Here is a 21,990-nt window from a genome sequence, read left to right as displayed (position 1 = left end):
TACTTCGCCCTGCGACGAAGGGATGCGGGTGGGACGTGCGATGGACCGACACCGTAAAGGCCTCGACGACGTCACGGGCTTCTGCAAGCCTCCACACAGCTGAAGCCCCTTGGAAAAACGCCCAGCATTCATGACAGTCTTTTCTATGCCCGTTGGTTGTCGCCCGGCGTACCTGCGGGCGAGCAGGCGCGGCGATAATCGCTAACGATCTAAAGTCGCCGGACAATAACGGAAAAATACGCCGCATTTTTCCGGAAACGCCTGCATGTGGAACTGTCTTTGTGTAGATCAGTTAAGCTTGGAGGACAAAGGAGTGAAACAATGCCTTTCAACGTACTGATCGTAGAAGATCAGCCACTTATCGCTTTGAACCTGCAAGATGCGGTGGAAGAGCTTGGCCACCACACGGTTGGAATAGCCGGAAACCTGTATCAGGCGCTTGCACTGTCGACGAACGTCGATATCGCGTTCGTCGACGTCAACCTGGAGGACGGGCCGACGGGGCCCATCGTTGGACGTGCGCTTGCAGAAGACGACGTCGCCGTACTCTTTATGACAAGTGACCCGGGTGCGATCCGTGGTGGGGTTGCCGGCGCTCTTGGTGTTATCGAAAAGCCGGTGATGGACCGTGACTTGATCGCTGCCGTTGAGTATGTTGCAGACCGCAGGGCGGGAAGAACAACGATCGTGCCGCCGAAATCTCTCATCGAGTTTGACCCGCCGAGTGCTGGCGCCTGAAAGAGGCCGGTCCCGCCAGCCTGCCAGCCTACCCGGATGCCTTCCCACTCCGTCTTGCGCGGCGGCCTTCGGCCTTCAGTCTGTGGCGAGGAGACGAGCCAGTGTCTCGCCCAGTATCTCCGGAGCAGCCGGTTTGGCGAGCCACACGCCCCGGTCGAAAGCGTTCTTTGCCTCGTCGTCTACCTCAGCGCCGGAGTACACAACAAAGGGGATATTCGCCTCTGCCAGTGCGGCAACCGCCCCCGTGCAAAGCCCATCATTCAATCTTGGATCGACCACTGCGACCTGTGGCCGGTTGGAGGCCAGCCAAATCAGCGCTTGCGCCTGCGTGTCGAATGACGTCACGGAAGATGCGCCGCACCCTTTGAGCATGTCTTCGATGTCGAGCGCAATGAATGGCTCGTTTTCGAGGACCAGGACATCTTCAAGCTTCATCGCTGCGATTACCTCCTGAGGTCACACATCAACCCAGACCCTGGATCGGGCAATTTCATTCTAGCGAGTCGCTAGCCGAAGCGCTGTTCTGTACGCTAGCGAACGGTGACATCTTCGGATCTCGTACGTTCTTCCTAAAAATGGAGCGTACAGATCATGACAGATGCCACCGTCAACCGCCGCGTGACGCTGAGCCGGGTCGAAAAAACCGAAGCCCGGATGCGGACCGACGAGGTTGCGCGCCACACGATCGCTTAAGAACGCCGACGCCGGGACCCCAAACTGAGCGACTGCGGATTGTAAGGATGCAGGCCCAAGAACAGGCAAGGCAGTTGTAAGCGTGCGCAATTCTGTCTCGAGCGATATCGTTCTCAAAAGTTCAGCTGCTATGATGGGCGCGGAGGCGAACCTTTCGTGAGCGTTGGAAATAGCTACGGCGCTCGAAATCCAGGGGACCGTAGCGTTCAAGCCCGCCCGGCGGCGATCTTCCTGGCTTCTGCTTGCACCAGGCCTAGCCGCTTCAACTCGTGCAAGGCATCGGGAAGAGCCCGGTGTGCTGGTGATGTCGGCTCCGACGCCTCGATAACGCTGGTAACGAGCCCCGCAAGATCGACATTTGCGACAAGGTTGCCGAGGATGGTTGCGGCCGCCTCGGAAAATAGGTCGTCGGATTTTCTCAGTCTTAACGCATGACGTGGGCGGCCTGCAGCTCGCAGCAGGACACTGAGCCACTTGCCATCCCATGATGGTGAGCTAGCATGAAGAACATGCCCTTCAAGATCCCGCATCATTTCGTCCACAACGAAGGAAATGGATGTTCCCTTTAAAGCAAGCATTTCGCGCGTAATACCATGGATGCTCTGGGCATCTGGCGACCAGTCGGTCCAATTCGCCAGCGGCGTTATCAGGAACGATCGCGAACGGCCGTCTTCGAAGACCCATGCAATCTCGATCGGATAGCTATGTTTGCTCAAGGATGAGGCTTCGAAGTCGAGGAATACGTTCATGGAAGAGATTTATCTTTTTAACCCTGGTTTCCAGTCCCTCGCTCGGCTTCAATCCCAGTTTCAATGTCGGTTAAGGCGCAATTCCTCGGGGCCGACGATCGGGCGCTGCCGATGCATGGACTGGATCTTTGGGGCGAGATGGTTCGAACGGCATCCGCTTTGAACCAAAGCACTGTCAAACAGAGTGCTGCATCATCAATGTGGGGCAACGAAGGCCGCCTCGCTTGGGTTTCGTGCGAATACGGGCGCGGCGGGAACAATCGGCGTCATTACCAGTTGAACATCGAGTTGCCAGTCGCTTCGGACATTGCTCATGACCTATGCCACCTCGTTACCTTTACCGCCGACCTATAAGGCGTCCTATCGTTCGCTACCCGCCCATTTCGCCGCTGCCTGCTTCATCGGTGTTCTTTTGACAGACATCGCCTATTGGAGAACGATGCAGATGATGTGGACCAATTTCTCCGCATGGCTTCTGCTTGCCGGGGCGGTGCTCGGCACGATCGGCCTGCTGGCGGGGCTGATCGATGCCGCAAGAGGTCTTTTAGCCCTGCGCACCGGTGTGGGTTGGCTTTATGTGGCAGGCAGCCTGCTTGTGTTTGCCATCGCCGTTTTCAACTCCTTCGTTCATAGCCGTGACGCCTGGACTTCCGTGATGCCTCTGGGCCTGGCTTTGTCAGCGGTCACCGTGGTTTTGATGGTGGTCGTTGCGCTGCTTGGAGCGCGCGTGCGCCGGATGGCTGGAGGAGGGTGGTAGGATGAAAAGTTTATCTCGGCGATACGTCATCATTGCTGCAGGCCTTGTTGCCAACGCTATTTTATTGGCACTTGCCGGATGCAGCGACAACGAGCCGGAGCCGACGGAGATCGGAGCCAACCCCAAGCTTCCACCCCAGGCAGAATATTTCGTGCCACCGATGAACGTGGCAAAGGTGATCGGCTGGAAGGATGGCGAGACACCAAAGGTGGCGGCAGGACTGAAGATCCAGGCTCTCGCAACCGGCCTAGCACATCCGCGTTTCGTCTATACACTTCCCAACGGCGATGTTCTGGCGGTCGAATCCACTGCGCCGAAGGGCGAGCCGGTCACGCGGCCCAAGGATCTGATCGTTGGCTGGATACAGTCGCTGGCGACAGGCGGCGGCGGGGCGGTCAGCGGAACCAGCAACCGCATAACATTGCTCCGCGACGCCGATGGAGACGGCGTTGCCGAGACAAGAGAGGTGTTTCTCGATCATTTGAACTCGCCCTTCGGCGTGGCGCTAGTCGGCAGCGATCTTTATGTTGCCAACACTGATCAAATCCTTCGCTATCCTTATCGCGAAGGCGAAACAAGGATCACTGACCCCGGCTCTGTGCTCACCGAGTTGCCGGGTGGACCGATCGATCACCACTGGACCAAGAGCCTCGTGGCAAGCGACGACGGACGTCTGCTTTATGTCGGCGTCGGCTCTAACAGCAACATCACTGAGAACGGCATCGAAGCGGAAAAGAACCGGGCTGCGATCTGGGAGGTCGACCGCCAGACGGGCAGCCACCGAATTTTCGCCTCCGGCCTGCGCAATCCGAACGGGTTGAGCCTGGAGCCGGTCACGAAAGCGCTGTGGACGGTTGTAAATGAGCGTGATGAACTCGGTCCGAACCTTGTGCCCGACTACATGACTTCGGTGAAGGATGGCGGTTTTTACGGCTGGCCATACAGCTATTATGGACAGAACATTGATCCGCGGGTCATGCCTCAGCGCCCGGACCTCGTTGCAAAGGCAATTGTGCCTGACTACGCCTTGAGTTCGCACGTGGCGCCGCTCGGCATGACATTTTACACGGCCTCCATGCTTCCCGAGGGCTATCGCGGCGGCGCCTTCATCGGCGAACACGGAAGTTGGAACAGGCATGCCTTCAACGGCTACAAGGTTGTGTTCGTGCCTTTCAAGGACGGAAAACCGAACGGCGTGCCGCAGGACGTTGTGACGAGCTTCCTCAGTGATCAAAACGAGGCACGCGGTCGACCGGTCGGAGTGGGTGTCGACGCCAAGGGCGCCCTGCTGGTGGCTGACGATGTCGGCAATGCGATCTGGCGTGTGACAGCCCAATGAGCCTGCATGAGCGGCGGTTGACGGATCACGAACTGGGAGGAAACACGCTCTGGTACAAGGATGCGGTGATCTACCAGCTCCATATCAAAAGCTTCCTTGATGCCGACGGCGATGGCATCGGCGATCTGAGCGGGTTAACGCGCAAGCTCGATTACATCTCTTCGCTTGGGATCAACACGATCTGGCTCATGCCGTTTTATCCGTCTCCGCGCAGGGACGATGGCTACGATATCTCCAATTATAAGGATGTCAGCCCCGAATATGGCTCGGTCGAAGACTTCCAGACATTTGTCAACGCTGCCCATGCGAGGAAGATCCGCGTCGTCATCGAGCTTGTGGTCAATCACACCTCCGACGAACATCCGTGGTTCCAGCGAGCGCGACGTGCTCGCGCCGGCTCGCCCGAGCGGGATTACTATGTCTGGTCGGATACCGATGACAAGTTTGCCGAGACACGCATCATCTTTGTCGACACCGAGAAGTCAAACTGGAGCTGGGACCCCGTCGCCAAATCCTATTATTGGCATCGTTTCTATTCTCATCAACCGGATTTGAACTATCGCAATCCCGAGGTGGTCGAGGAGCTCCTGTCGATCATGAACTTCTGGCTCGACAAGGGTGTTGATGGCTTTCGGCTCGATGCCATCCCCCACCTTGTCGAGCGTGAACATACTGATAGCGAGAACCTGCCGGAGACCCACGCTCTCCTGAAGCACATCCGCGCAAGGCTCGAGGAGCGACACCCAGATGTGATCCTGCTTGCCGAGGCCAATCTGTGGCAGGAAGAGGCTCGCGAGTACTTTGGCGACGGCGACGAATGCCATATGGCGTTTCATTTTCCGCTCATGCCGCGCATGTTCATGGCACTGGCAAAGCAGAATGCAAGACCGATCAAGACGATCCTCCGTCAGACGAACTCCATTCCCGACGAATGCCAATGGGCAATCTTTCTTCGCAATCACGACGAACTGACGCTGGAAATGGTGAGCGAGGCGGAACGCAACTTTCTGTGGGAGACCTATGCTGCAGACAAACGCGCGCGTCTCAATCTGGGTATCCGCCGGCGCCTGTCGCCGTTGATGGATCAGGACCGCCGCCGGATCGAGTTGCTGCACATGTTGCTTTTCTCGTTGCCCGGGAGCCCGGTGCTTTATTACGGTGACGAAATCGGCATGGGCGACAACACCGATCTCGGTGATCGAGACGGGGTGCGCACGCCGATGCAATGGTCCGATGACCGGAATGCGGGCTTTTCGAATGCGGCGCCCCACAAACTCGCTTTGCCTGTTATAGATGACCCGCAATTCAGCTATGCTGCGATCAACGTTGCCGCGCAGGACAATGATCCGCATTCGCTGTTGAATTGGATCCGTCAGATGCTGGCGTTGCGCAGACGCCACCGCGCATTCGCGCGCGGCGCGATGCGGTTCGCAAAAACCGACGACGACCGTGTGATCGCCTATCTGAGAACATGCGGTGAGGACGTGATCTTGTGTGCTGCCAATCTCTCGAGCGTGTCGCTGGCGGCGAAAATTTCTCTGCCCAAACTCGCAGACTACGTCCCGATCGAGCTTGCAGGTGGCACGACGTTTCCAGTGATTGGAAGGGACAGCTATCCGCTGACGTTCCAGCCCTATGCGTACTTCTGGCTGAAGCTGACCAAAGCAGGCTAGTTCTCGGTGAACTTCGGCGAGCCGGGCTGTGCGCAATCTCATTGTGTTTTGACAAGCTCCGGCCTAGAAATCGTAGACATGTCGAAACGATCAGGCAGCGCCGATTTGCCGCTACACGGCGGACGCGTCCCCCCTTGGCTGGGCGAGCGAATGACCAGGCTCGGCGTCCTCATCGCTGAAGCGATTGTCCATCACTATGGCCGCGATGAGTTCCTGCGCAGGCTCTCGCATCCATTCTGGTTTCAGTCGTTCGGATCCGTCATGGGGATGGACTGGCATTCGTCAGGCATTACTACCAGCGTGCTGGGCTCGCTGAAACGCGGGCTGAAGCCGCGTGCCAGGGAGCTTGGGCTCCACGTATGCGGTGGCCGCGGATCCCAGTCTCGCAAAACGCCAGACGAACTGGTCGATATAGGTGATCGCGTGGGCATCGATGGGCTTGGGCTCGCAAATGTCAGCCGTCTGGTGGCGAAGGTCGACAGTGCAGCCGTCCAGGACGGGTTTGATCTCTACCTGCATGGGTTCATCGTTGCCGACGATGGAAAGTGGGTCGTCGTTCAGCAGGGGATGAACGACGCGACCCGCCAGGCGCGGAGATATCATTGGCTATCTGAGGGACTGGAGAGCTTTATCAATGCTCCCCACAGTGCGATCGAGGGACGCACGCAAGGCAACATCATCAACCTTGCCGACAAGCGCGCAGATCGATCACGGGGTGGACAACTGGATATCCTGGCCTCGTTGGGACCGGATGGCATAGTGCGCGAAGCGTCCGCGCTTGCGCGCAGGCTCGCGCCTGCGCGAGAAGAAGAGCCAGATCGTTCGCCTGCCCAGCTTAGCCTGCCGCACCTTGTCATGCCCGCCCATCACGATGTGCAAGAGACGGATGTGAACATGAAGCGACTGCACGGCAGCCTGGCGGCTGCGGCGGAGCGCGGGCCCGTCGACTTTCAAGAGTTGCTGATGGTTCCAGGCGTGGGTGCACGAACGGTGCGAGCCCTGGCCCTGGTAGCCGAAGTCGTCCATGGAGCCCCTTGCCGGTTTTCTGATCCGGCACGATTCTCGATCGCCCATGGCGGCAAGGACCGGCACCCGTTCCCGGTGCCTTTGAAGGTCTATGATGAGACGATCAACGTCATGAGGTCGGCAGTGACAAAGGGGCGACTTGGGCGGGACGAAGAGCTTGCCGCGCTGCAACGCCTGGATATCCAGGCGCGTCAGCTGGAGCGTTACGTTACAGGCCCTGATCTCAAGGAGATTATTGCGGGCGAAGTGCGAGACAGCGCAAGCTACGGTGGCCGGAGCGTCTTCGGCTGGGAGGAGTGACAGATCGGTGCTTTGCCGCCGCGCGCCAGCTGCCGTCGAGTCTAAATCATGATCTCGCCACCTGTAACCGGAATGACCGCGCCCGTCATGTAACTCCCGAGTTCAGACGCGAGAAGTACGTACGCCCCTGCCAGTTCCGCAGGCTGGCCGGCACGACCAAGCAGTGTCTGCGCCCCGAAGTTTGAGGTCTTTGCCGATGGCATGGTCGATGGGATCAGCGGTGTCCAGATTGGTCCAGGCGCTACTGCGTTTACGCGGATGCCTTTCTCGGCGACCATTTCCGCTAGCCCAGCGGTGAAATTAGAGATCGCTCCTTTCGTCGAGGCATAGGCAAGCAGGTGCGAAGAGGGCTGTCGCGACTGGATGGAGGTCGTGTTTATGATCGAACTTCCAGGGCGCATGTAGGGGATGGCGGCCTTGGACAGAAAGAATGGTGCGTAGATATTGGTGCGGAACGTCTGATCCCATTCCTCGTCGGTTATGTCGCCAATATCAGCGTATGTCCTTTGGAAAGCGGCGTTATTGACGAGTATGTCGATGGAACCAAGTTCGCGCACCGTATGCTGGACAAGGTCCCTGCAATGGCTTTCGTGGGTGATGTCGCCGGGGATGACGAGCGCCTTGCGGCCGGCTTGGCGGACCCATTTCGCAGTGTCTTCGGCGTCCTCGACCTCGTTCAGGAAAGAGATTGCGACATCGGCACCTTCGCGGGCATAGGCAATCGCCACAGCCTTGCCGATGCCCGAGTCCGCCCCGGTTATCAGGGCGACCTTGCCAGCGAGCCTTGCGTTGCCGCGGTACGAGTGCTCACCATGGTCTGGAACTGGCTGCATCTGCGCCGTGGTGCCAGGCGGTTGCTGTTGCTGTTCGGGGAAGGGGGGAGCCGGTCGTCCTTCGTCGCTCATGGTCGTCTCCTTTTTTAAGTTGGGCGTCGCAGTGTAAACCTCGGGCAGCGGCGACAGTTCCCCGAAACGATGAATTCGACACAACGCCGTTCCATTAAACAATTGCCTTGCGGGTCATGAATACCAGGCGAGCGTCCGACAGATCCGATGTGCGATTTCGCGACGGTCGCGCCGAAAGCGATGACCGTTAGGTCACACGGGAACAAAGCCGTTGCGATAAAGTTTCGGGTTCTAGCAAAGGAGAACCCGATGGATCACACGAAGCATGTGCGCCTTTCTCAGAGCGAGTTGACGGCTGACAATCTTCAAGGAGCAACCGTCTACGGTGGAGACGATCACAAGGTCGGATCTGTGGACCATATCCACGGAAGTAACTTGGTCGTAATTGATGTTGGCGGTTTTCTCGGCATTGGTACCAAACCGGTCGCGGTTCCGTTTTCCGATCTTGACTGGATGCGCGACGAGAATGGAGAGGTTCATGCCGTGACAGGCTGGACGAAAGACCAGTTGAAGGCGATGCCCGAACATCGCGACTGAGGAGGTTGGCCCGGTCCGACCTCCGTAGCTTCATCGTCCATGTCCATTCGATGCGCTTCAACGCTGCTCGAGCTGTCATGACGGAGGCGGTGGCTCGAACTGGTGGCTTACGGAAAAAGCTCGACGATGCCATCGAAGTGGAAGACTACGTTGCTTTTGCAATAGTCGAAAGCCGGCGGACCGTTGCCGGCCCTCGTTCGAGGCCGTGACTCTCCTGACGGATCGATGGCCTGAACTTCCTAGTGTGTCATTCTGGTGTTTCATTCGTAGAGGCCCGAAATACGTGACACGCTGCCGAAGCCGGTGCCATCGCCGGCGTTGTGTTCAGGATATCTTCTTTCTGGGGTGGATGCGGCCGGACTGGGAGTGCAGTGCTTCTCATACAACCAGGTCCTTAAAGACGTCGGCGTTCAATAGGGAGGGGGCGCCGCTCCCTTTCGATCACTTAGTATCGGATTGCGGCGTTGGCTCCAGCTGCGATCGAGCGCAAGCCGTCAGAAGATGTCTGGTTTCAGAAGCTCATCCCACAGCGTGATAGCCACCATAAATGCCAATTCCGATGTAAAATGCGAATGCCGCCAAGGCAACGGCAATGCCGATCCAGACCGCACCGCGACCAAATCGTGCCTTTTTGCGCTTGAGTGCAGGACTGTCGATGGATGTTGCCAGAGTTGGTTCGTCTTGCTCGTTCATGTTGATCTCCCGGTTTCGTTGAACGCGTCGTTCAGTTGGAAGACGTTGTAGAGACGAGAAATGTTCCTTCTGTTCGATATCGTACAAAAGCCGACTGACTGGTTGGTCGTTATAGGCGACTGCCAAACCAGCCTTCAAAGTTGCCGTTGCTGCCCGGCTGTCCTTGCCTTCCGTCAATCGTTTCATATTTTCCAGTGACAAACGCACCATCGCGACGAACTTCCAGGAACAGAAAAATTCTGACCGGAACGCCCGAATATATGGGCGCGCGCGATCCGCTCATGGAAGATCGCGATCGTGATAGCTGATATGCCGAGCGAGGGCCGCCGAATTCTGGTCAGCGCGCCATTCGGACGCGATGGCGAGAGCGTGGCGACACTTCTGCGCCAGGAGGGACTATGACGCCGTCGTCTGTCTCGATATTGGCGAGGTGGCGACGTTGATCGACGAAAGCGTTGGCGCGATCCTGCTCACGGAAGAGGCACTCGTCGAGGATGTCGACAAGCTCAAGGCGGCGCTCGAGGCTCAACCATCCTGGTCGGATGTTCCTTTCGTTCTCCTGGCTGCGCCGCGCACGAGCCGAACGCCGAACGGACGTATGTCACAGCTGAGGTTGTTTGATCTGGCAAGCAACAGTGTCGTTCTCGAGCGGCCACTTGGAAGGGCCTCGCTCTTGAGTGCCGTGGCGTCTGCGGTTCGATTGCGCGCCAAGCAGTTCCAGATGCGTGACCGCGTGGAGGAATTGGACGAGAGCGAGACGCGGTTGCGCCTTGCCACCAGCGCTGCGGGCGTGGGCACCTGGGACTTCGACCTCATCACCGGGGAATTGAAGTGGGACAAGCGCTGCAGGACCATGTTCGGTATTATCTCAGGTCGCGACGTATCCTATGAAGCTGGCTTTCTTGCCGGACTGCATCCCGACGACCGGGAAAGGGCCCACGAGGCTGTTAACGACGCGCTACGACCAGACGGTTCGGGCGAATACGAGATCGACTACCGCACCATCGGCATAGAGGACGGTGTCGAGCGCTGGATCGCCGCAAAAGGCGGAACGATTTTTATGGAAGGCAAGGCAGTGCGGTTTGTCGGCACGGCCATCGACATCAGCGAGCGCAAGCGGACGCAAGAGGCGCTGGCGAGGTCGGAGGCGGAATTGCGTCGCGAGCGGGAAGCACTTGACGATCTCAATCGAAATCTCGAGAGGCGTGTTGCACAACGCACTGCGGAGCTGCAGGAAGAAATGGCCGCGCGCGGCCGTGCTGAAGAAGCGCTTCGCCAAGCGCAAAAGATGGAGGCGATCGGTCAATTGACGGGCGGGATCGCACACGACTTCAACAACATGCTGACTGGCATCATTGGCGGAATCAATCTCGCCAAGCGCCGCATCGCGTCCGGTCGTGTCGAAGATGTGCAGCTCGCTGCGACGAAGGAACTGCTCGAACGAACACTGCCAGAAACGATCACGATCGAACTGAGCGTTCCGACGGACGTCGGATACGCCTTGGCAGACGCCAATCAGCTCGAAAGCGCTCTGCTGAACCTGGCAGTCAACGCGCGTGATGCCATGCCACAGGGTGGACGTCTGACGATCACGGCAGAGCGTCTTTGGATCTCCGGATCGCAAAATGGCGGGCTTGATGCGGGACAGTACGTGATGATCGACGTCGCCGATACCGGTGTGGGTATGTCGCCGGACATTCTGGAAAAGGTCTTCGACCCTTTTTTCACCACCAAGCCTATCGGCCAGGGAACCGGTCTTGGACTGTCGATGATTTATGGCTTCGCGCAACAGTCGGGGGGCGAGGTTCGCATCGACAGCACACCTGGCAAGGGGACGTCGATCAAGCTCTACCTGCCGGCAACGAGCGATGGTGAAATGCCGGAGGCAAGGATCGACACTGGGACCCCATTTGAAGGCAGCGGCCAGACCGTGCTTGTCGTGGAGGACGACGATGCCGTTCGCCTGTTGATATGCGAGGTACTGACCGATCTTTCATATCGGGTTATCGAGGCCGAGGATGCCGATGTGGCAATTCGAGTCCTTAGAGATCAAGGAAAGATCGATCTCATGGTCTCCGATGTCGGTTTGCCGGGAATGAACGGTCGGCAGCTTGCAGATGTTGCCCGTCAGCACAGGCCGGATCTGCCGGTTTTGTTCGTAACGGGATATGCCGAGAATGCCGCAACAAAAGCCAGCTTTCTGGGCACGAACATGGGCATGATCGGCAAACCCTTCGCCGTCGAGGCGCTTGCATCGAAGATCAACGAGATGGTGAACCCGGTGGGCAGGAGCGAGCAGACGTAGGGCTTTGCGCGCTTGATCGGTTCTGCTAGATCGGCCGCAATGGATCAGGGCGCACACTGTCTTGCGCTGATTAATAGACAGCTGGCGTCGGGTGAGCTGGATTTCCTCTTATTCGGGTGTGGTTGGCACTGAACGATTGTCGATCGATTCCTTGGTGACACTGTCCGTCAGCGAGCTGGGGCTGTGCGCGATGAATTCAGGTTTCCAAAGCGGTGATATGACCATCGTGCCGTCAGTGCTGTCGTCGCAGGTTCCCGCGCCGCCTGAATTGTGCCGCTTGAAGAGCCAAATGTTGCAGAGCCGGTTCATCGCCTCTCGGTTCTTTGGAAGATCCGGCACCCGACCCTGCGGATGACCGATCCGATGGGCTGCTACCAAATCATGGAAGAGCGACAGTCGCTCTCGTGTCGCGGCCAAGCAGCTTGCACAGCACGGCGTCCAATATGTCGAACCGTCCCGACCCAGAACTGTCCGCCAGCGTACCCAAGAACATGGACAACGGCGGGATGTTATACAGCCGACATATTTCAGCGTGTGAGGGGTGTTCGCATGCCTCATCCGGTACCATTGAAGTCTCATGTCCGTCTTTGATCAATCGACCATGCACAACCGGCTGTTGGCGCGCCTGCCAACCGAAGAATATCAAGAGATCTTTGGCAGTTTGGAAATGATCGACCTTAAACAGGGTCATGTCATTGTCAAAGCAAACGGGCCAATCGACCATGTCTACTTCCTATGTAGCGGAATTGGTTCGGTCATCACGGTCTCGTCTGATGGCAACAAGGCAGAGGCCGGAATGTTCGGACGGGAGGGGTTTTCTCCAACCTCGGCGGGCGTCGGCGGGACGGTGAGCGTCCATGAAGTCCTGATGCAGGTCGCCGGCTGGGGTTACCGGATGACATTGAGCGCGACCCTTAAGGCGATCTCGTCATGTCCTGGTTTCGCAAACCTCCTTGCACGGTTCATCCAAAGCTTTGCGTCGCAGATTTCCTACACGGTCCTGTCGAACGTCAATTATCAGATCGACGTTCGACTGGCCCGATGGCTTCTTATGTCCCATGATCGCGTCGATGGCGACGAAATAGCGCTGACCCATGACTTCATTTCCCTGATGCTCGGTGTCCGGCGACCCAGCGTGACGACCGCCCTTCATGTGCTTGAAGGAGAGAAGTTCATTCGATCCGAACGGGGTCTCATCACCATTCGCGATCGACGTGGGCTGGAAGAATTTGCGGGCGATTCCTATGGCAGGCCCGAGGAAGAGTACCGGCGCCTTATCGGCAAATTTTAGCGCGTCAGATCAAGATTGGCGCATGAGACCGTTCTGATCAGGACACGTACGACCCGTCCGACCGAGGATCTTTTCTTCAAGGAGAGGGGCAGGTTGGGCCGAGGAGGATGATCCATACTAAAATCGATCCTGACGGAGATTTCCGGGCCTCAGCCTGCAAGGCCTGATATGATCGCAAGCCTTTCGCCGAGCTTCCAAATATCCTCAAACCTGAAGAAGGCTGCATAGTTCCGCAGTTCCTGAAAGCGGTACCCCAAGAAGCCTCACGCAGACGACGGTACGCTGGCAGACGATCGATTGTCCTCCCTTCATCGGGTGGTATTTTTGTTCGCATGCAGAAATCGGAAAGCTCCCAGCCGCGCCGACGTGACTCCATCAGTGCTGCCGAGCGTCACAGACGACTTGAGGCGACCACTGAGTGCGCATTGGCTGCGATCAAAGGCGAGGCAGAAGCACGACGTCTGAAAACGGAACGCCTCCGCGCTGCGCGTGAGGCCGCTCTGGCCCAAGGCAGCGATCCGTCCTCTGGTCGACCGGATGGCGATATCCAAGATGATGAGGTTTTAGATGACGGCTCGGCAGGCTAGCCTAGTCGAATTTGATGACGTCTTTGAACGGAACCGTGACGAGCAGGTTTCCCTTGTCGTCTGTAATCTCAAATCGCATGCCATCGATACGCTGGTTGTGCAAAATCAGTTCGGCGACCATTTCTCGGGCTGATTTCATCGCTTCCCACCGGGCGGCATCGAGTGACGGAAGTTCGATGCCTTCTTCGTCGACATCGAAACTCTCGTCTGAGCGAACATTGAAATAGAAAAGCATTTTGTCCTCCATGAGCGGACGAAACGAGGCCCGGCGGTCGACTGTTCCATAGAAAAAGATGGGTCATGCGCTTGGCGGGGGGGCCACGTCGGTTTCCGGCGCGCTGGCGCCCAGCAAGCGCTCGAACTCGCGCTCCGGCAGCCCGTAGCAACCGGCCGCAAACCGTTCCAAGCCCTTTCGGTTTATGATGATGACCGTTCCACGGTTCGAGCGAATGAGTTTGTGGCCTTCAAGAACGTGAAGGGCCGTTGTTACGCTTGGTCGTCGGATACCGAGGAGGAAGGCGATGTATTCGTGTGTGATCTCGAGAACATCTGCTCTTACCCGGTCATGGCACATGAGGATCCACCGCGCCAACCGCTTTTCCACCCGAAACTTGGCGTTGGCGAGTGCTGTATAGGATACCTGCACAGCAAAAACGTGCATGAATTTTATAAATGGGACTTGCAGAGTGGCACTCTGCTTGGTCGCCTCGCGCATCCTGTCGACGGAAATGCGATATCCACGGCCTGCGACCTGCATTTCGATCAGGTATGGCACGACCCTGTCGCCGATGATCGTCGACGTTGGGACAAAGCCCTCGCTGCCGAACATTCCGGCCTCCGCCTTTTTCCCATCGGGAAGCACGCTCATGACCGCGCCGATGCCGCTGTCAGGAAAATAGACATGTTCCAGGAGCGTATCCGGGCGGGCAATCGGGTAGCGCGAGGGCATCTCTACCTCCTCAAGATACGGTGCGAGGAGCTCAAAATCCTGGTCGCTGAGTGATCGGAGGATCCGATTGGAAATTCGAGATTTCTGCATGCGTTGCTTTGCCTCCGCCAGTCGATGAGGCGCTCGCGTTGAAGCGCCGCATTATCAAATTGTGACGACGATAGGATCGGCAAGGCCGAAAGATGAAAATGAGGGCAGCGCCTCACCACCGGGCTGCCTTTTGCTGGTTCCTTTGTTCCGTTGAACGGCGCTCTGCCTTTTGTGTGTATCGTTGAAGGCGCTGTTCGCAGCGGCGTTTTCTTCTTCATCATTGCAAATAGATGAAGGGTGGTCGGGTTGTGGCCCAACCCATTTCCAGGTCGCCCTGATGTCTTTTTGTTCGACGAGTGCAAGCACGAGAAAGTGCGAGGGAGTACCGGTCGGGGAGAAGGAGCCCAGCGGCGACTTTGCAGGTGGCCCGGCTTTATCTAGCGCCTGGCCAGACGCCAAAGGCGCATAAGTTCTGATGGAGCCGAGATGCCAGCCTCAAGCACGAACGGGTCGCTCGCTCGAGATAGCGCCGAACGGCTTTTCTTGACAGGAAGGCCATGGCCCATGCCATCGACCGAATAAAGCAGAACCTGCGACCCGGAGCCGATGCTCCAGCGAGACAACGCGCCCCACGATGTTTTCTCGACACGGTGAGGCTCTCGGTCGAAACCATTTGCCTGCGCCCATTGCGCGACACAGGCTAGGGCATTGCCCGGGTTGACCGTGCGATCTGCTGTCCCCTGCCAGATGCTGATCGGGGGCCAGGTGCGCCGATCGGGAAAGATGTCATTTATCCTCGCGCCCCAGCCATCCGCGGGCGGTGATGCGCCCGATTTCATCGCGCGAAGGGCCGACATAGCATCACGAACGGCGCCAACAGGCATTCCGGCCACAATAGCGGCGCCTGCAAACATATCCGGGTAGTTGGCGATCAACGCACCTGTCATTGCGCCACCGGCGGACAGGCCGACGACGTAAACGCGCGCTCGATCGGCACGATGCCGTTTCACGGCATGCTCAACCATCTGTTTGATCGACAGCAATTCGCCGCGATCGCGTGCGACCTCGCTCGGACGGAACCAGTTGAAACATTTTTGAGGATTGTTGGAATGGGTCTGCTCCGGATAGAGGAGAATGAACCCTCGGTCCTTTGCCAGCTTCGAAAAGCCGCTGGCGGCGTCCATGCTCTCCGGCGTCTGGCGGCAGCCATGAAGCACCACCACGAGCGCCGGCTTGTTCGCCAGATTGGTCGGCACGTAGGACTTCATCACAAGCCGGCCGGGATTGCTGCCGAAAGCCGGGGTGGTCTGGAGTGTCGGTCGCTTCGGCTTTGATGGGGTCCGCCGGGCCGGGCCCCATGTCTTGTCCAGCAAGCGTACAGCCTTGCGCTGGGTCTTCAACAATCGCTTCAGCGATCCGGTGAAGCCAAGTTTCAAAGGTCCATGTCCTGAAGCTTGGAGAGCAGAGCTTTCAGGCCAGGCTGCGCTGCATCGCGGATCGCGACTTTCAAGGGGAACCATTTCTGCTTGCGCGTGCTCTTCTCGGGAAAATCGGGTTTAGACCCGGCAACATGGAGAAGATGGACGCTGACATGGTAGTGATGTGGCGAACTGTCCTTGTGGTAGCTGAATGAACCGAAGGGTTTGGTCTCGACGGTGCCTATGACGCCCGCTTCCTCGAAGGATTCCCGCCCGGCGGCCTGGGCGGTCGTCTCGCCAGGGTCCAAATGTCCTTTCGGGACGCCCCATCGTCCGTTTCGCCGGCTTCCCACGAGCAAGATGCGCAACCGGCCACTTCCTTTTTTTCGATAGCAGATTGCGCCAGCCTGCTGGATGTCGCGTGCAATGGCAATTTTCGCGGTGGATTGGTCGTCACAGAAAAGCATGGCTGTTCTAGATTTTTCCCTGTCTTTCATCAGATTGCTGTAGCACCGAACTATGACAGTCAGGTCTGCGTTGAAATGGTTCCTCTAACAGTCGGAGTCCAACTTGTCGCCCGAAACCGAAATCAAGCTCGACCTGTCACAAGAAGCCCTCGATGCCCTGGTTGGTTCCGATCTTCTCGGGGAACCCGACAAGGTTCTCGATCAGCGATCTACCTATTTCGATACCGCTGACCGCAGGCTCTGGAAGGAAGGCTACACCTTGCGCATCAGGCAGGTCGGGGAGACCAGGACGCAGACGGTCAAAGCGACGGGGCCAAGCCTATCCCTGTTTGCACGGTCTGAATGGGAGACGCCAATCGAGGGCGACGAACCCGTTCTCGATCACACGAGCCCGCTGCTTGGGGAGTTCGGCGGCGATGTGAAGCTCGAACCCGTGTTCGACGTCGTGATCGCGAGACGGCTCTGGAACGTGGTGGAGAATGGCTCACGTATAGAGGTGGTTCTCGATGAGGGTGACGCCATCTCCGGTGACCGCCGTTCTGCGATCAGAGAGGTCGAGATCGAGCTGAAGGAGGGACGCCCGAGCGATCTGTTCGTTTTCGCCCGGAAGATTGATGCCGTGGCCAGATTCCGGTTCAGCGTGCGGTCGAAGGCCGAGCGTGGCTTCGTCCTCGCCGGCGCGCAAAAGACGGTTGTCAAGGCCGAGCCGGTCTATTTGGAGCGGAGCATGAATGCCGTGGCGGCATTCAGGGCGATTGCGCTCGCATGCGTTCGCCAGTTCAGGCTCAACGAGGATATCCTGCTACAGCGCCGAAATCCGGAAGCCCTTCACCAGACAAGGGTGGCGATCCGCCGACTGCGATCCGCCCTCTCGTTGTTCAAGAGCGTTCTGCCGGGTGACGAGCCGGAAAGACTGAGCCAGGAGTTGCGCTGGCTCGCCGCGGTCCTCGGCGAGGCCCGCAATATCGACGTTCTCTTGGCAAAGGCATCCGACATCGATCTCGTCTCCAAGCTCAAGACAGCACGTGCGGCCACCTATCATGATGCCATCGATGCCTTAGGGTCTTCGCGAGTGCATGCTCTGATGCTTGATATGATCAATTGGCTGGAGTGTGGCGACTATCTCCCCGGCAATGGGCCAGTATCGCCAGATGTGCCGAGCGTACAGGACTTTGCCGCACGCGCGCTGGAAAAACAGCGCAAGCGCCTTAAGAGGGATGGAAGCGCACTTGCCAAGGCAGACGACGAGCACAGGCACGATGTCCGCAAGGATGCGAAGAAGCTTCGATATGCCGCTGAGTTCTTCGCGTCGCTCTTCGACGACAAGCGCGGCGTACGGCGACACAAGAAATTTCTGGCTGCGATCGAGGCACTTCAGGAAGAACTGGGTGCGTTGAACGATCTCGTAACGAGCCCGGAGGTCCTGAAAAAGCACGGCCTCGCCGACCATCCCGCAAGCGGCAGTGTTGTCTCCGATCGCGATAAGGCAGGATTGCTCGGAAAGGCACAGTCTGCGGTGGACGAGATGCTCGATATCAAGCGCTTCTGGCGATAGCCGCGCGCCATCGTGGTTGCGAACCTTTAGAGTGAAGCTTGCGAGCCCGCATAGTTGCAGGCGAGGTTTGCGCCCGATGCGGATATGCTTTGCCAACTTGGTGTCGCCAACGATGAGTTTCAGCACGTCGCCCCACCGGCTGATTAGGGATCAGCGCAAGGCAACCAGAACACCATCAGGCTCACATTCGTGGTGATGACGGCAAGCTGCAGCGAGGTCCTACGCAATCGCTGGCGACAGACCCCGAACTGTCTGGAAACCGCGCAGGCACCGAGCAACGCGTGCCCCGCAAGATGCCGGCCAACGAGGGCGTCAAAAATCCGCTCATCGTTTTGATGTCGAAGGCACAGAGGCTCGACTAACAGGCATTCAAATCTCATTGGTTGCCATGTTTGAAATATCTGACCCACTGCGGAACTACATGCGCGTCGTACGCGTCCTCAACGTCCATAAGCGCAGGGTGATCGTCCTTTCTGACAAGGTTGCAAAGACGTCCGGCCAGAAGAAAATCCTCCATGCCGGCAGGCTGAAGGCGGCTGAGGCCGAAATAGCCTGCCTTCTGCGGGAAGGAGACGATCATCTAACGAGGCTGCGTGAAGCATGGCATAAAAAAAGGTAAAACCGGCTGATCGTGCATCGGCAACACTACCGCGACACCTCTTCGCCACGGCCTTAATCGACATCAAAACCCTTGCGATGCTGCAGCTGGATCCGGAGCGATGCGAGCGCGCGCTCCGTTTCGTCTATCTTGCTTTGCACCAGTGCTCCCTGCCTATGGTCAAGGCCGCCTCCGGCCATTGCGGCATCGATGATCTCAAGCACGTCTGCCGCGCCGACGACGACCTTGGTTGCACCACGTTCGATGGAAGGTTCAAACTCGCCGGCCATAGGTCGTTCGGCTGCCGTAAACTTCGTTCCATCCAGGAGATAGGCCAGGAGCCTCGGATCGGGCACAGCTCGCAGGAGTTCGCGGACTTCGTCGGGCGAGAAGCTCGTTCTCGCGATCAGCCGTGAATGCAAAGTGGCATAGCTCATCTTGAGAGACCGAGCGGCGTCCTCCACCCGAGGTCGTTTCTCAATAACGAGGATCGTGTAGACGATGCTGGCGAACTCTTGGCCACGATCTCCCATCATTGTCCTCCGTAAAAAGGCATTCGTACGTTTGGAAGGCGCTGCCGCCAACTGATAAATATGGGCCATACGCCTGTCGCACCCACCAATGCGACGGGATCCCGCCGTCCGCCTGGACTAACGAGGCAGGAGGCGCCGGGGACTTGTCCGAACCACGCTAAACCAGAAAGAGCCATGCTTTGACCGACGGTGTTTACTGCAAGGGCGACCTGTCAATGTCAGTCGAGACGCTGCAGCGACGGCGCGACCGCGGCGCTTTGCCAGTAGTGGTAGGCAACGGCGGTAGACGTCAGTTTAACCTTCGTGTCTGCTCGGACCCGTTGCCGTCCCAGACCGCAAACAAGGTGAGTTCACGACGACGCTGGTATGTTGTGACAGAAGTTGGCGAGATCAGCTCCCACAGCGAGTGCCGTCACTATCCATTAGCTCCCGATCTTCGGGACTGCAGATCGGTGCCTATCTTGGTGAGGCCTTCGACGATCCGCGGCTCTAGTCGGATTTGCCTCGTTTGAAGTTGCTGCGCCAAAACCGTCGGGCGTCAAGATCGAAGTGTAGTCCGGGCGAATATGGCGGCGATCGATTGAAGTTGAGCACGCAATAGCTTTCCTCTTGCCATTCTTGATGCGAGGTGCCGCAAGACTAGGCGGACTGATCATCGGCGGGGAAGTACGCAACAGTAAACGATCGCGTAAATGCAGAACCGCGACTTGGCTGCGATTGGGAAGGAGGTCGTCATCGAATAGGGGCCTGACCTACTCAGCAGCGATCCTGAGTTGCGCCGCAACGGCATCAAACAGCTCGACCGGAGCGATGATCTCGAAGTCGTCGACCATGTGATGCTGGTCGGATCCGGGAACGGCGAGCGTCCAGTAGTCAGGCTCTTTGCCGAAGATGGTGGAGACCTGAACGATGGTTGCTCGTCCCCTTGCATGCTTGCTTGATCGCGCCCAGTAGAACGCGTCCGGGATCAAACTCGTCATCACACGTACTCCCCCACAGAAGAAGCGACGATACCAGAAATTTTGCGAAAGACCATCGCTGCCGTTTGACGGCCAGCGTACAATCAACCGATCTCTGGTCGCAATCGCCGAGGACCAAGCTATGTCTCGTATTTCGTTGACTTGTCGGTCGACGTTCAAATTGCGAACATATCTTCCGGCATGCGAACTGTGTCTCGCAAAGACGAGATCGGATGGCGTGGGCGTGCCTGCTAGTTGCCTTGGCCGCTCGCGGTCGTTGCGTCTTGGTCGGGTGCCGCCGGCCGCTTAGACGCTCAGTGCTGCAGCCCTGTGTTCTGATCTGGAAGGCCTTCACCCGCCCTAAGGATCAGCACCTTTAACAAACGAGACCTTGTCACCATGGCAAGACCTGAGCCTAGGCGCTCGCCCTTGCCAGAGCGGAGCTGGTGTTCGCGCGACGCGCCCGCTTTTGTTCGTACATCGCCAGATCGGCGCGCCGGACCATCGCTTCCATCGTCTCGCCTTCTTCACTGGTGGCATGGCCGACCGAAATGTCGAGTGGAGCATTGGAATAGAACTGGTTGTTGATTTTGAGGAGCTCCTGAATAGTCTCCAGCATGGCCAATGCTGCCTGTCGGTCGGCTCCGGGCATAAGAACCGCGAACTCGTCGCCGCCGATGCGGGCTGCGTGGTTCGGCATGGACACAGCGCCGTTCAGGACTTCGCCGACACGGCGCAGCAGCGCGTCGCCTGCATCGTGGCCTCGTTGGTCGTTGGCGACCTTCAATCCGTCGAGATCAATAATCAAGGCTGATACCGGCCGCAGCGGCTTACGTTGTAGGCGGTTGAGCTCATCCATGTAAAAAGCACGGTTGTGCAGCTTGGTGAGGACGTCATGCTTGCCGAGATATTCAAGATAGGCCTCGGCCTTCTTGCGGGCGGTGATATCGGTCAAGGCGACTTGGACGCGTGACCAGTCGCTTTCGTGGCCTGGGAAGACCGAAAACTGCAAGAGCACATGTCTCTCCGAACCGTCCAGCGCGTAGTTTATGACCTCGCGTTGGTGAAAGAGATTGCCATTCCATAGCTCGATCAATTGCTCGCGAAATGTCTTTTCCATCTCGTCACGGAAAATGTTTGCGATGCCATGGAGGAGGGTGGTGCGATCCGGCGCGCTGAAGAGATCAAGTGTCGCCTTGTTGACGTCGATCACGCTGATCTCGCTCATGCATTGCATTACGAATTCCGGATGGACGTCTGTAAATACACGAAAATCAACGATGCCGCGACTGCGCACGTCTTCAACCAACGCTTTAACGCGACTGAAATCCTCGATCCATAGCGACACGGGCGAATGTTCGAAAATACCCTCGGCATAGAGACGGTTTTCCTGTTCGGCACGACGTGCGTGCTCTCGCGCGCTGACATCCTCGGTGGTGATCAGCACCCGCCCGAGCGTCTTTTCATGGCCGGGCAGGACGGACCCTCGCAGCTGTATGTCGAGGCGGCGACCCGAAAGTGTGTAATTGACGGCGCTGCCGTCAAATTCGAGGCTACCGTCCCAAAGGGAGGCAAGCTCGTTGACATGGCTTTGAAGCATCTCGTCACGGAAGATGGAAGAGAGGTTTTCTGTCAGATGCTCCTGGCTGTCGGCTTCGAAAAGGTCGAGCGTCTTCTGGTTGACGCGCAAGATCCGGATCCGTTGCGAGCAGGCCGCGACGCGGTTCACATCCTCGTTCAGGAAGCTTCTGATATCGGTGATGCCAGCCCGTCTCCAGTCTGAAAACTGAGCTGCTACTGCGCTGAAATCCTCGATCCACATGGCAATCGGCGCCAGATCGAAAATGTCGAAGTCAGAAGCAATGCTTGTCATGGCCAAAGTCTTTCA

At 57.9% G+C, this 21,990-nt stretch carries 22 protein-coding genes and 1 pseudogene; 9 read left to right on the top strand and 14 right to left on the bottom strand.

Annotated features, from left to right (window positions below; genetic code table 11):
- Window positions 1-279 precede the first annotated feature (279 nt).
- The gene (locus B3605_RS08510) at window positions 280-738 is read left to right on the top strand and encodes a response regulator (RefSeq protein ID WP_296433524.1); all 459 of its coding nucleotides are present in this window, start codon (window positions 280-282) and stop codon (window positions 736-738) included.
- A 75-nt stretch (window positions 739-813) separates the two neighbouring features.
- Here the strand turns inward: B3605_RS08510 and B3605_RS08505 are convergent, their stop codons facing one another.
- Window positions 814-1,173 (bottom strand): response regulator, encoded by a 360-nt coding sequence (locus B3605_RS08505; RefSeq protein ID WP_113011092.1) that lies wholly within the window; start codon window positions 1,171-1,173, stop codon window positions 814-816.
- A 464-nt stretch (window positions 1,174-1,637) separates the two neighbouring features.
- Entirely contained in the window at window positions 1,638-2,180 is a 543-nt protein-coding gene (locus tag B3605_RS08500) for a transcriptional regulator (RefSeq protein ID WP_112972842.1), read from the bottom strand.
- A gap of 313 nt (window positions 2,181-2,493) precedes the next feature.
- On the opposite strand from B3605_RS08500, the gene B3605_RS08495 reads away from it, so the two are divergent.
- The 4 genes and pseudogenes from B3605_RS08495 to B3605_RS08480 all read left to right on the top strand — a co-directional run bounded on the left by B3605_RS08495 (window position 2,494) and on the right by B3605_RS08480 (window position 7,275).
- Window positions 2,494-2,937: a DUF2231 domain-containing protein gene (locus B3605_RS08495; RefSeq protein ID WP_112972843.1), complete on the top strand. Its 444-nt coding sequence runs from the start codon at window positions 2,494-2,496 to the stop codon at window positions 2,935-2,937.
- Between the two features lies 1 nt (window position 2,938).
- Window positions 2,939-4,276 carry a PQQ-dependent sugar dehydrogenase gene (locus B3605_RS08490; protein WP_113011091.1) on the top strand — a complete coding sequence of 446 codons (1,338 nt, stop codon included), beginning with the start codon at window positions 2,939-2,941 and terminating at the stop codon, window positions 4,274-4,276.
- A pseudogene (treS, locus tag B3605_RS08485) lies at window positions 4,273-5,934 on the top strand (maltose alpha-D-glucosyltransferase); the annotation flags it as partial. The gene B3605_RS08490 and the pseudogene treS, both read left to right, overlap by 4 nt.
- 93 nt (window positions 5,935-6,027) lie before the next feature.
- Window positions 6,028-7,275 carry a DUF763 domain-containing protein gene (locus B3605_RS08480; protein WP_113011089.1) on the top strand — a complete coding sequence of 416 codons (1,248 nt, stop codon included), beginning with the start codon at window positions 6,028-6,030 and terminating at the stop codon, window positions 7,273-7,275.
- Window positions 7,276-7,316: 41 nt separating this feature from the next.
- On the opposite strand, the gene B3605_RS08475 is transcribed toward B3605_RS08480, so the two are convergent.
- The gene (locus B3605_RS08475; protein WP_162725357.1) at window positions 7,317-8,180 is read right to left on the bottom strand and encodes an SDR family oxidoreductase; all 864 of its coding nucleotides are present in this window, start codon (window positions 8,178-8,180) and stop codon (window positions 7,317-7,319) included.
- A gap of 249 nt (window positions 8,181-8,429) precedes the next feature.
- Here B3605_RS08475 and B3605_RS08470 point away from each other — a divergent pair, with 249 nt between their 5' ends.
- Window positions 8,430-8,717 carry a PRC-barrel domain-containing protein gene (locus tag B3605_RS08470; RefSeq protein WP_112972846.1) on the top strand — a complete coding sequence of 96 codons (288 nt, stop codon included), beginning with the start codon at window positions 8,430-8,432 and terminating at the stop codon, window positions 8,715-8,717.
- 519 nt (window positions 8,718-9,236) lie between these two features.
- Here B3605_RS08470 and B3605_RS08465 read toward each other — a convergent pair.
- Window positions 9,237-9,620: a hypothetical protein gene (locus tag B3605_RS08465; protein WP_162725000.1), complete on the bottom strand. Its 384-nt coding sequence runs from the start codon at window positions 9,618-9,620 to the stop codon at window positions 9,237-9,239.
- Between the two features lie 148 nt (window positions 9,621-9,768).
- Between B3605_RS08465 and B3605_RS08460 the strand changes: the two genes are divergently transcribed.
- Entirely contained in the window at window positions 9,769-11,715 is a 1,947-nt protein-coding gene (locus B3605_RS08460) for an ATP-binding protein (protein WP_414706957.1), read from the top strand.
- 108 nt (window positions 11,716-11,823) lie between these two features.
- On the opposite strand, the gene B3605_RS25805 is transcribed toward B3605_RS08460, so the two are convergent.
- Window positions 11,824-12,273 carry a Kazal-type serine protease inhibitor domain-containing protein gene (locus B3605_RS25805; RefSeq protein WP_414706958.1) on the bottom strand — a complete coding sequence of 150 codons (450 nt, stop codon included), beginning with the start codon at window positions 12,271-12,273 and terminating at the stop codon, window positions 11,824-11,826.
- A 19-nt stretch (window positions 12,274-12,292) separates the two neighbouring features.
- Between B3605_RS25805 and B3605_RS08455 the strand changes: the two genes are divergently transcribed.
- Window positions 12,293-13,006 carry a Crp/Fnr family transcriptional regulator gene (locus B3605_RS08455; RefSeq protein WP_112973742.1) on the top strand — a complete coding sequence of 238 codons (714 nt, stop codon included), beginning with the start codon at window positions 12,293-12,295 and terminating at the stop codon, window positions 13,004-13,006.
- Window positions 13,007-13,594: 588 nt separating this feature from the next.
- Here B3605_RS08455 and B3605_RS08450 read toward each other — a convergent pair.
- The 5 genes from B3605_RS08450 to B3605_RS08430 all read right to left on the bottom strand — a co-directional run bounded on the left by B3605_RS08450 (window position 13,595) and on the right by B3605_RS08430 (window position 16,487).
- Entirely contained in the window at window positions 13,595-13,828 is a 234-nt protein-coding gene (locus B3605_RS08450) for a DUF6894 family protein (RefSeq protein ID WP_112944144.1), read from the bottom strand.
- Window positions 13,829-13,891: 63 nt separating this feature from the next.
- Window positions 13,892-14,542 (bottom strand): Crp/Fnr family transcriptional regulator, encoded by a 651-nt coding sequence (locus tag B3605_RS08445; RefSeq protein WP_296433522.1) that lies wholly within the window; start codon window positions 14,540-14,542, stop codon window positions 13,892-13,894.
- Window positions 14,543-14,686: 144 nt separating this feature from the next.
- Window positions 14,687-14,938 (bottom strand): hypothetical protein, encoded by a 252-nt coding sequence (locus B3605_RS08440; protein WP_162725008.1) that lies wholly within the window; start codon window positions 14,936-14,938, stop codon window positions 14,687-14,689.
- A gap of 71 nt (window positions 14,939-15,009) precedes the next feature.
- Complete coding sequence (locus B3605_RS08435; RefSeq protein ID WP_296433521.1) at window positions 15,010-16,008, bottom strand: alpha/beta hydrolase family esterase; 999 nt, start codon at window positions 16,006-16,008, stop codon at window positions 15,010-15,012.
- On the bottom strand, window positions 16,005-16,487 hold the full coding sequence (locus B3605_RS08430; protein ID WP_312471364.1) for an NUDIX hydrolase: 483 nt from the start codon (window positions 16,485-16,487) through the stop codon (window positions 16,005-16,007). The genes B3605_RS08435 and B3605_RS08430 overlap by 4 nt, the downstream gene beginning before the upstream one ends.
- Window positions 16,488-16,560: 73 nt before the next feature.
- On the opposite strand from B3605_RS08430, the gene B3605_RS08425 reads away from it, so the two are divergent.
- Window positions 16,561-18,012 (top strand): CHAD domain-containing protein, encoded by a 1,452-nt coding sequence (locus B3605_RS08425; protein WP_296433520.1) that lies wholly within the window; start codon window positions 16,561-16,563, stop codon window positions 18,010-18,012.
- A 376-nt stretch (window positions 18,013-18,388) separates the two neighbouring features.
- On the opposite strand, the gene B3605_RS08420 is transcribed toward B3605_RS08425, so the two are convergent.
- The 4 genes from B3605_RS08420 to B3605_RS08405 all read right to left on the bottom strand — a co-directional run bounded on the left by B3605_RS08420 (window position 18,389) and on the right by B3605_RS08405 (window position 21,975).
- Entirely contained in the window at window positions 18,389-18,592 is a 204-nt protein-coding gene (locus B3605_RS08420; protein WP_296433519.1) for a hypothetical protein, read from the bottom strand.
- A gap of 92 nt (window positions 18,593-18,684) precedes the next feature.
- A complete protein-coding gene (locus B3605_RS08415; RefSeq protein WP_296433518.1) occupies window positions 18,685-19,212 on the bottom strand; it encodes a phage regulatory CII family protein in 528 nt (175 codons plus the stop codon).
- Between the two features lie 683 nt (window positions 19,213-19,895).
- A complete protein-coding gene (locus tag B3605_RS08410; RefSeq protein ID WP_112973748.1) occupies window positions 19,896-20,123 on the bottom strand; it encodes a hypothetical protein in 228 nt (75 codons plus the stop codon).
- Between the two features lie 394 nt (window positions 20,124-20,517).
- Window positions 20,518-21,975 (bottom strand): sensor domain-containing diguanylate cyclase, encoded by a 1,458-nt coding sequence (locus tag B3605_RS08405; protein ID WP_112973749.1) that lies wholly within the window; start codon window positions 21,973-21,975, stop codon window positions 20,518-20,520.
- Between the last annotated feature and the right edge of the window lie 15 nt (window positions 21,976-21,990).

Origin of the sequence: Rhizobium sp. UBA1881 (assembly GCF_002338015.1) — a bacterium.
Classification (GTDB): domain Bacteria; phylum Pseudomonadota; class Alphaproteobacteria; order Rhizobiales; family Rhizobiaceae; genus Rhizobium.
Note: the sequence above shows the minus strand (reverse complement) of the source record. Positions and strands in the feature narration are given on the sequence as shown.

Excerpts from the sequence above, each read along its gene's own strand:
- B3605_RS08495 (WP_112972843.1), top strand. The coding sequence starts at position 2,494 with ATGACCTATGCCACCTCGTTACCTTTACCGCCGACCTATAAGGCGTCC.
- B3605_RS08465 (WP_162725000.1), bottom strand. The coding sequence starts at position 9,620 with ATGGTGCGTTTGTCACTGGAAAATATGAAACGATTGACGGAAGGCAAG.
- B3605_RS08505 (WP_113011092.1), bottom strand. The coding sequence starts at position 1,173 with ATGAAGCTTGAAGATGTCCTGGTCCTCGAAAACGAGCCATTCATTGCG.
- B3605_RS08430 (WP_312471364.1), bottom strand. The coding sequence starts at position 16,487 with ATGAAAGACAGGGAAAAATCTAGAACAGCCATGCTTTTCTGTGACGAC.
- B3605_RS08420 (WP_296433519.1), bottom strand. The coding sequence starts at position 18,592 with ATGATCGTCTCCTTCCCGCAGAAGGCAGGCTATTTCGGCCTCAGCCGC.
- B3605_RS08445 (WP_296433522.1), bottom strand. The coding sequence starts at position 14,542 with ATGCCCTCGCGCTACCCGATTGCCCGCCCGGATACGCTCCTGGAACAT.
- B3605_RS08455 (WP_112973742.1), top strand. The coding sequence starts at position 12,293 with ATGTCCGTCTTTGATCAATCGACCATGCACAACCGGCTGTTGGCGCGC.
- B3605_RS08500 (WP_112972842.1), bottom strand. The coding sequence starts at position 2,180 with ATGAACGTATTCCTCGACTTCGAAGCCTCATCCTTGAGCAAACATAGC.
- B3605_RS08460 (WP_414706957.1), top strand. The coding sequence starts at position 9,769 with ATGGCGAGAGCGTGGCGACACTTCTGCGCCAGGAGGGACTATGACGCC.
- B3605_RS25805 (WP_414706958.1), bottom strand. The coding sequence starts at position 12,273 with ATGAGGCATGCGAACACCCCTCACACGCTGAAATATGTCGGCTGTATA.
- B3605_RS08470 (WP_112972846.1), top strand. The coding sequence starts at position 8,430 with ATGGATCACACGAAGCATGTGCGCCTTTCTCAGAGCGAGTTGACGGCT.
- B3605_RS08415 (WP_296433518.1), bottom strand. The coding sequence starts at position 19,212 with ATGGCCCATATTTATCAGTTGGCGGCAGCGCCTTCCAAACGTACGAAT.
- B3605_RS08405 (WP_112973749.1), bottom strand. The coding sequence starts at position 21,975 with ATGACAAGCATTGCTTCTGACTTCGACATTTTCGATCTGGCGCCGATT.
- B3605_RS08410 (WP_112973748.1), bottom strand. The coding sequence starts at position 20,123 with ATGACGAGTTTGATCCCGGACGCGTTCTACTGGGCGCGATCAAGCAAG.
- B3605_RS08475 (WP_162725357.1), bottom strand. The coding sequence starts at position 8,180 with ATGAGCGACGAAGGACGACCGGCTCCCCCCTTCCCCGAACAGCAACAG.
- B3605_RS08490 (WP_113011091.1), top strand. The coding sequence starts at position 2,939 with ATGAAAAGTTTATCTCGGCGATACGTCATCATTGCTGCAGGCCTTGTT.
- B3605_RS08450 (WP_112944144.1), bottom strand. The coding sequence starts at position 13,828 with ATGCTTTTCTATTTCAATGTTCGCTCAGACGAGAGTTTCGATGTCGAC.
- B3605_RS08480 (WP_113011089.1), top strand. The coding sequence starts at position 6,028 with ATGTCGAAACGATCAGGCAGCGCCGATTTGCCGCTACACGGCGGACGC.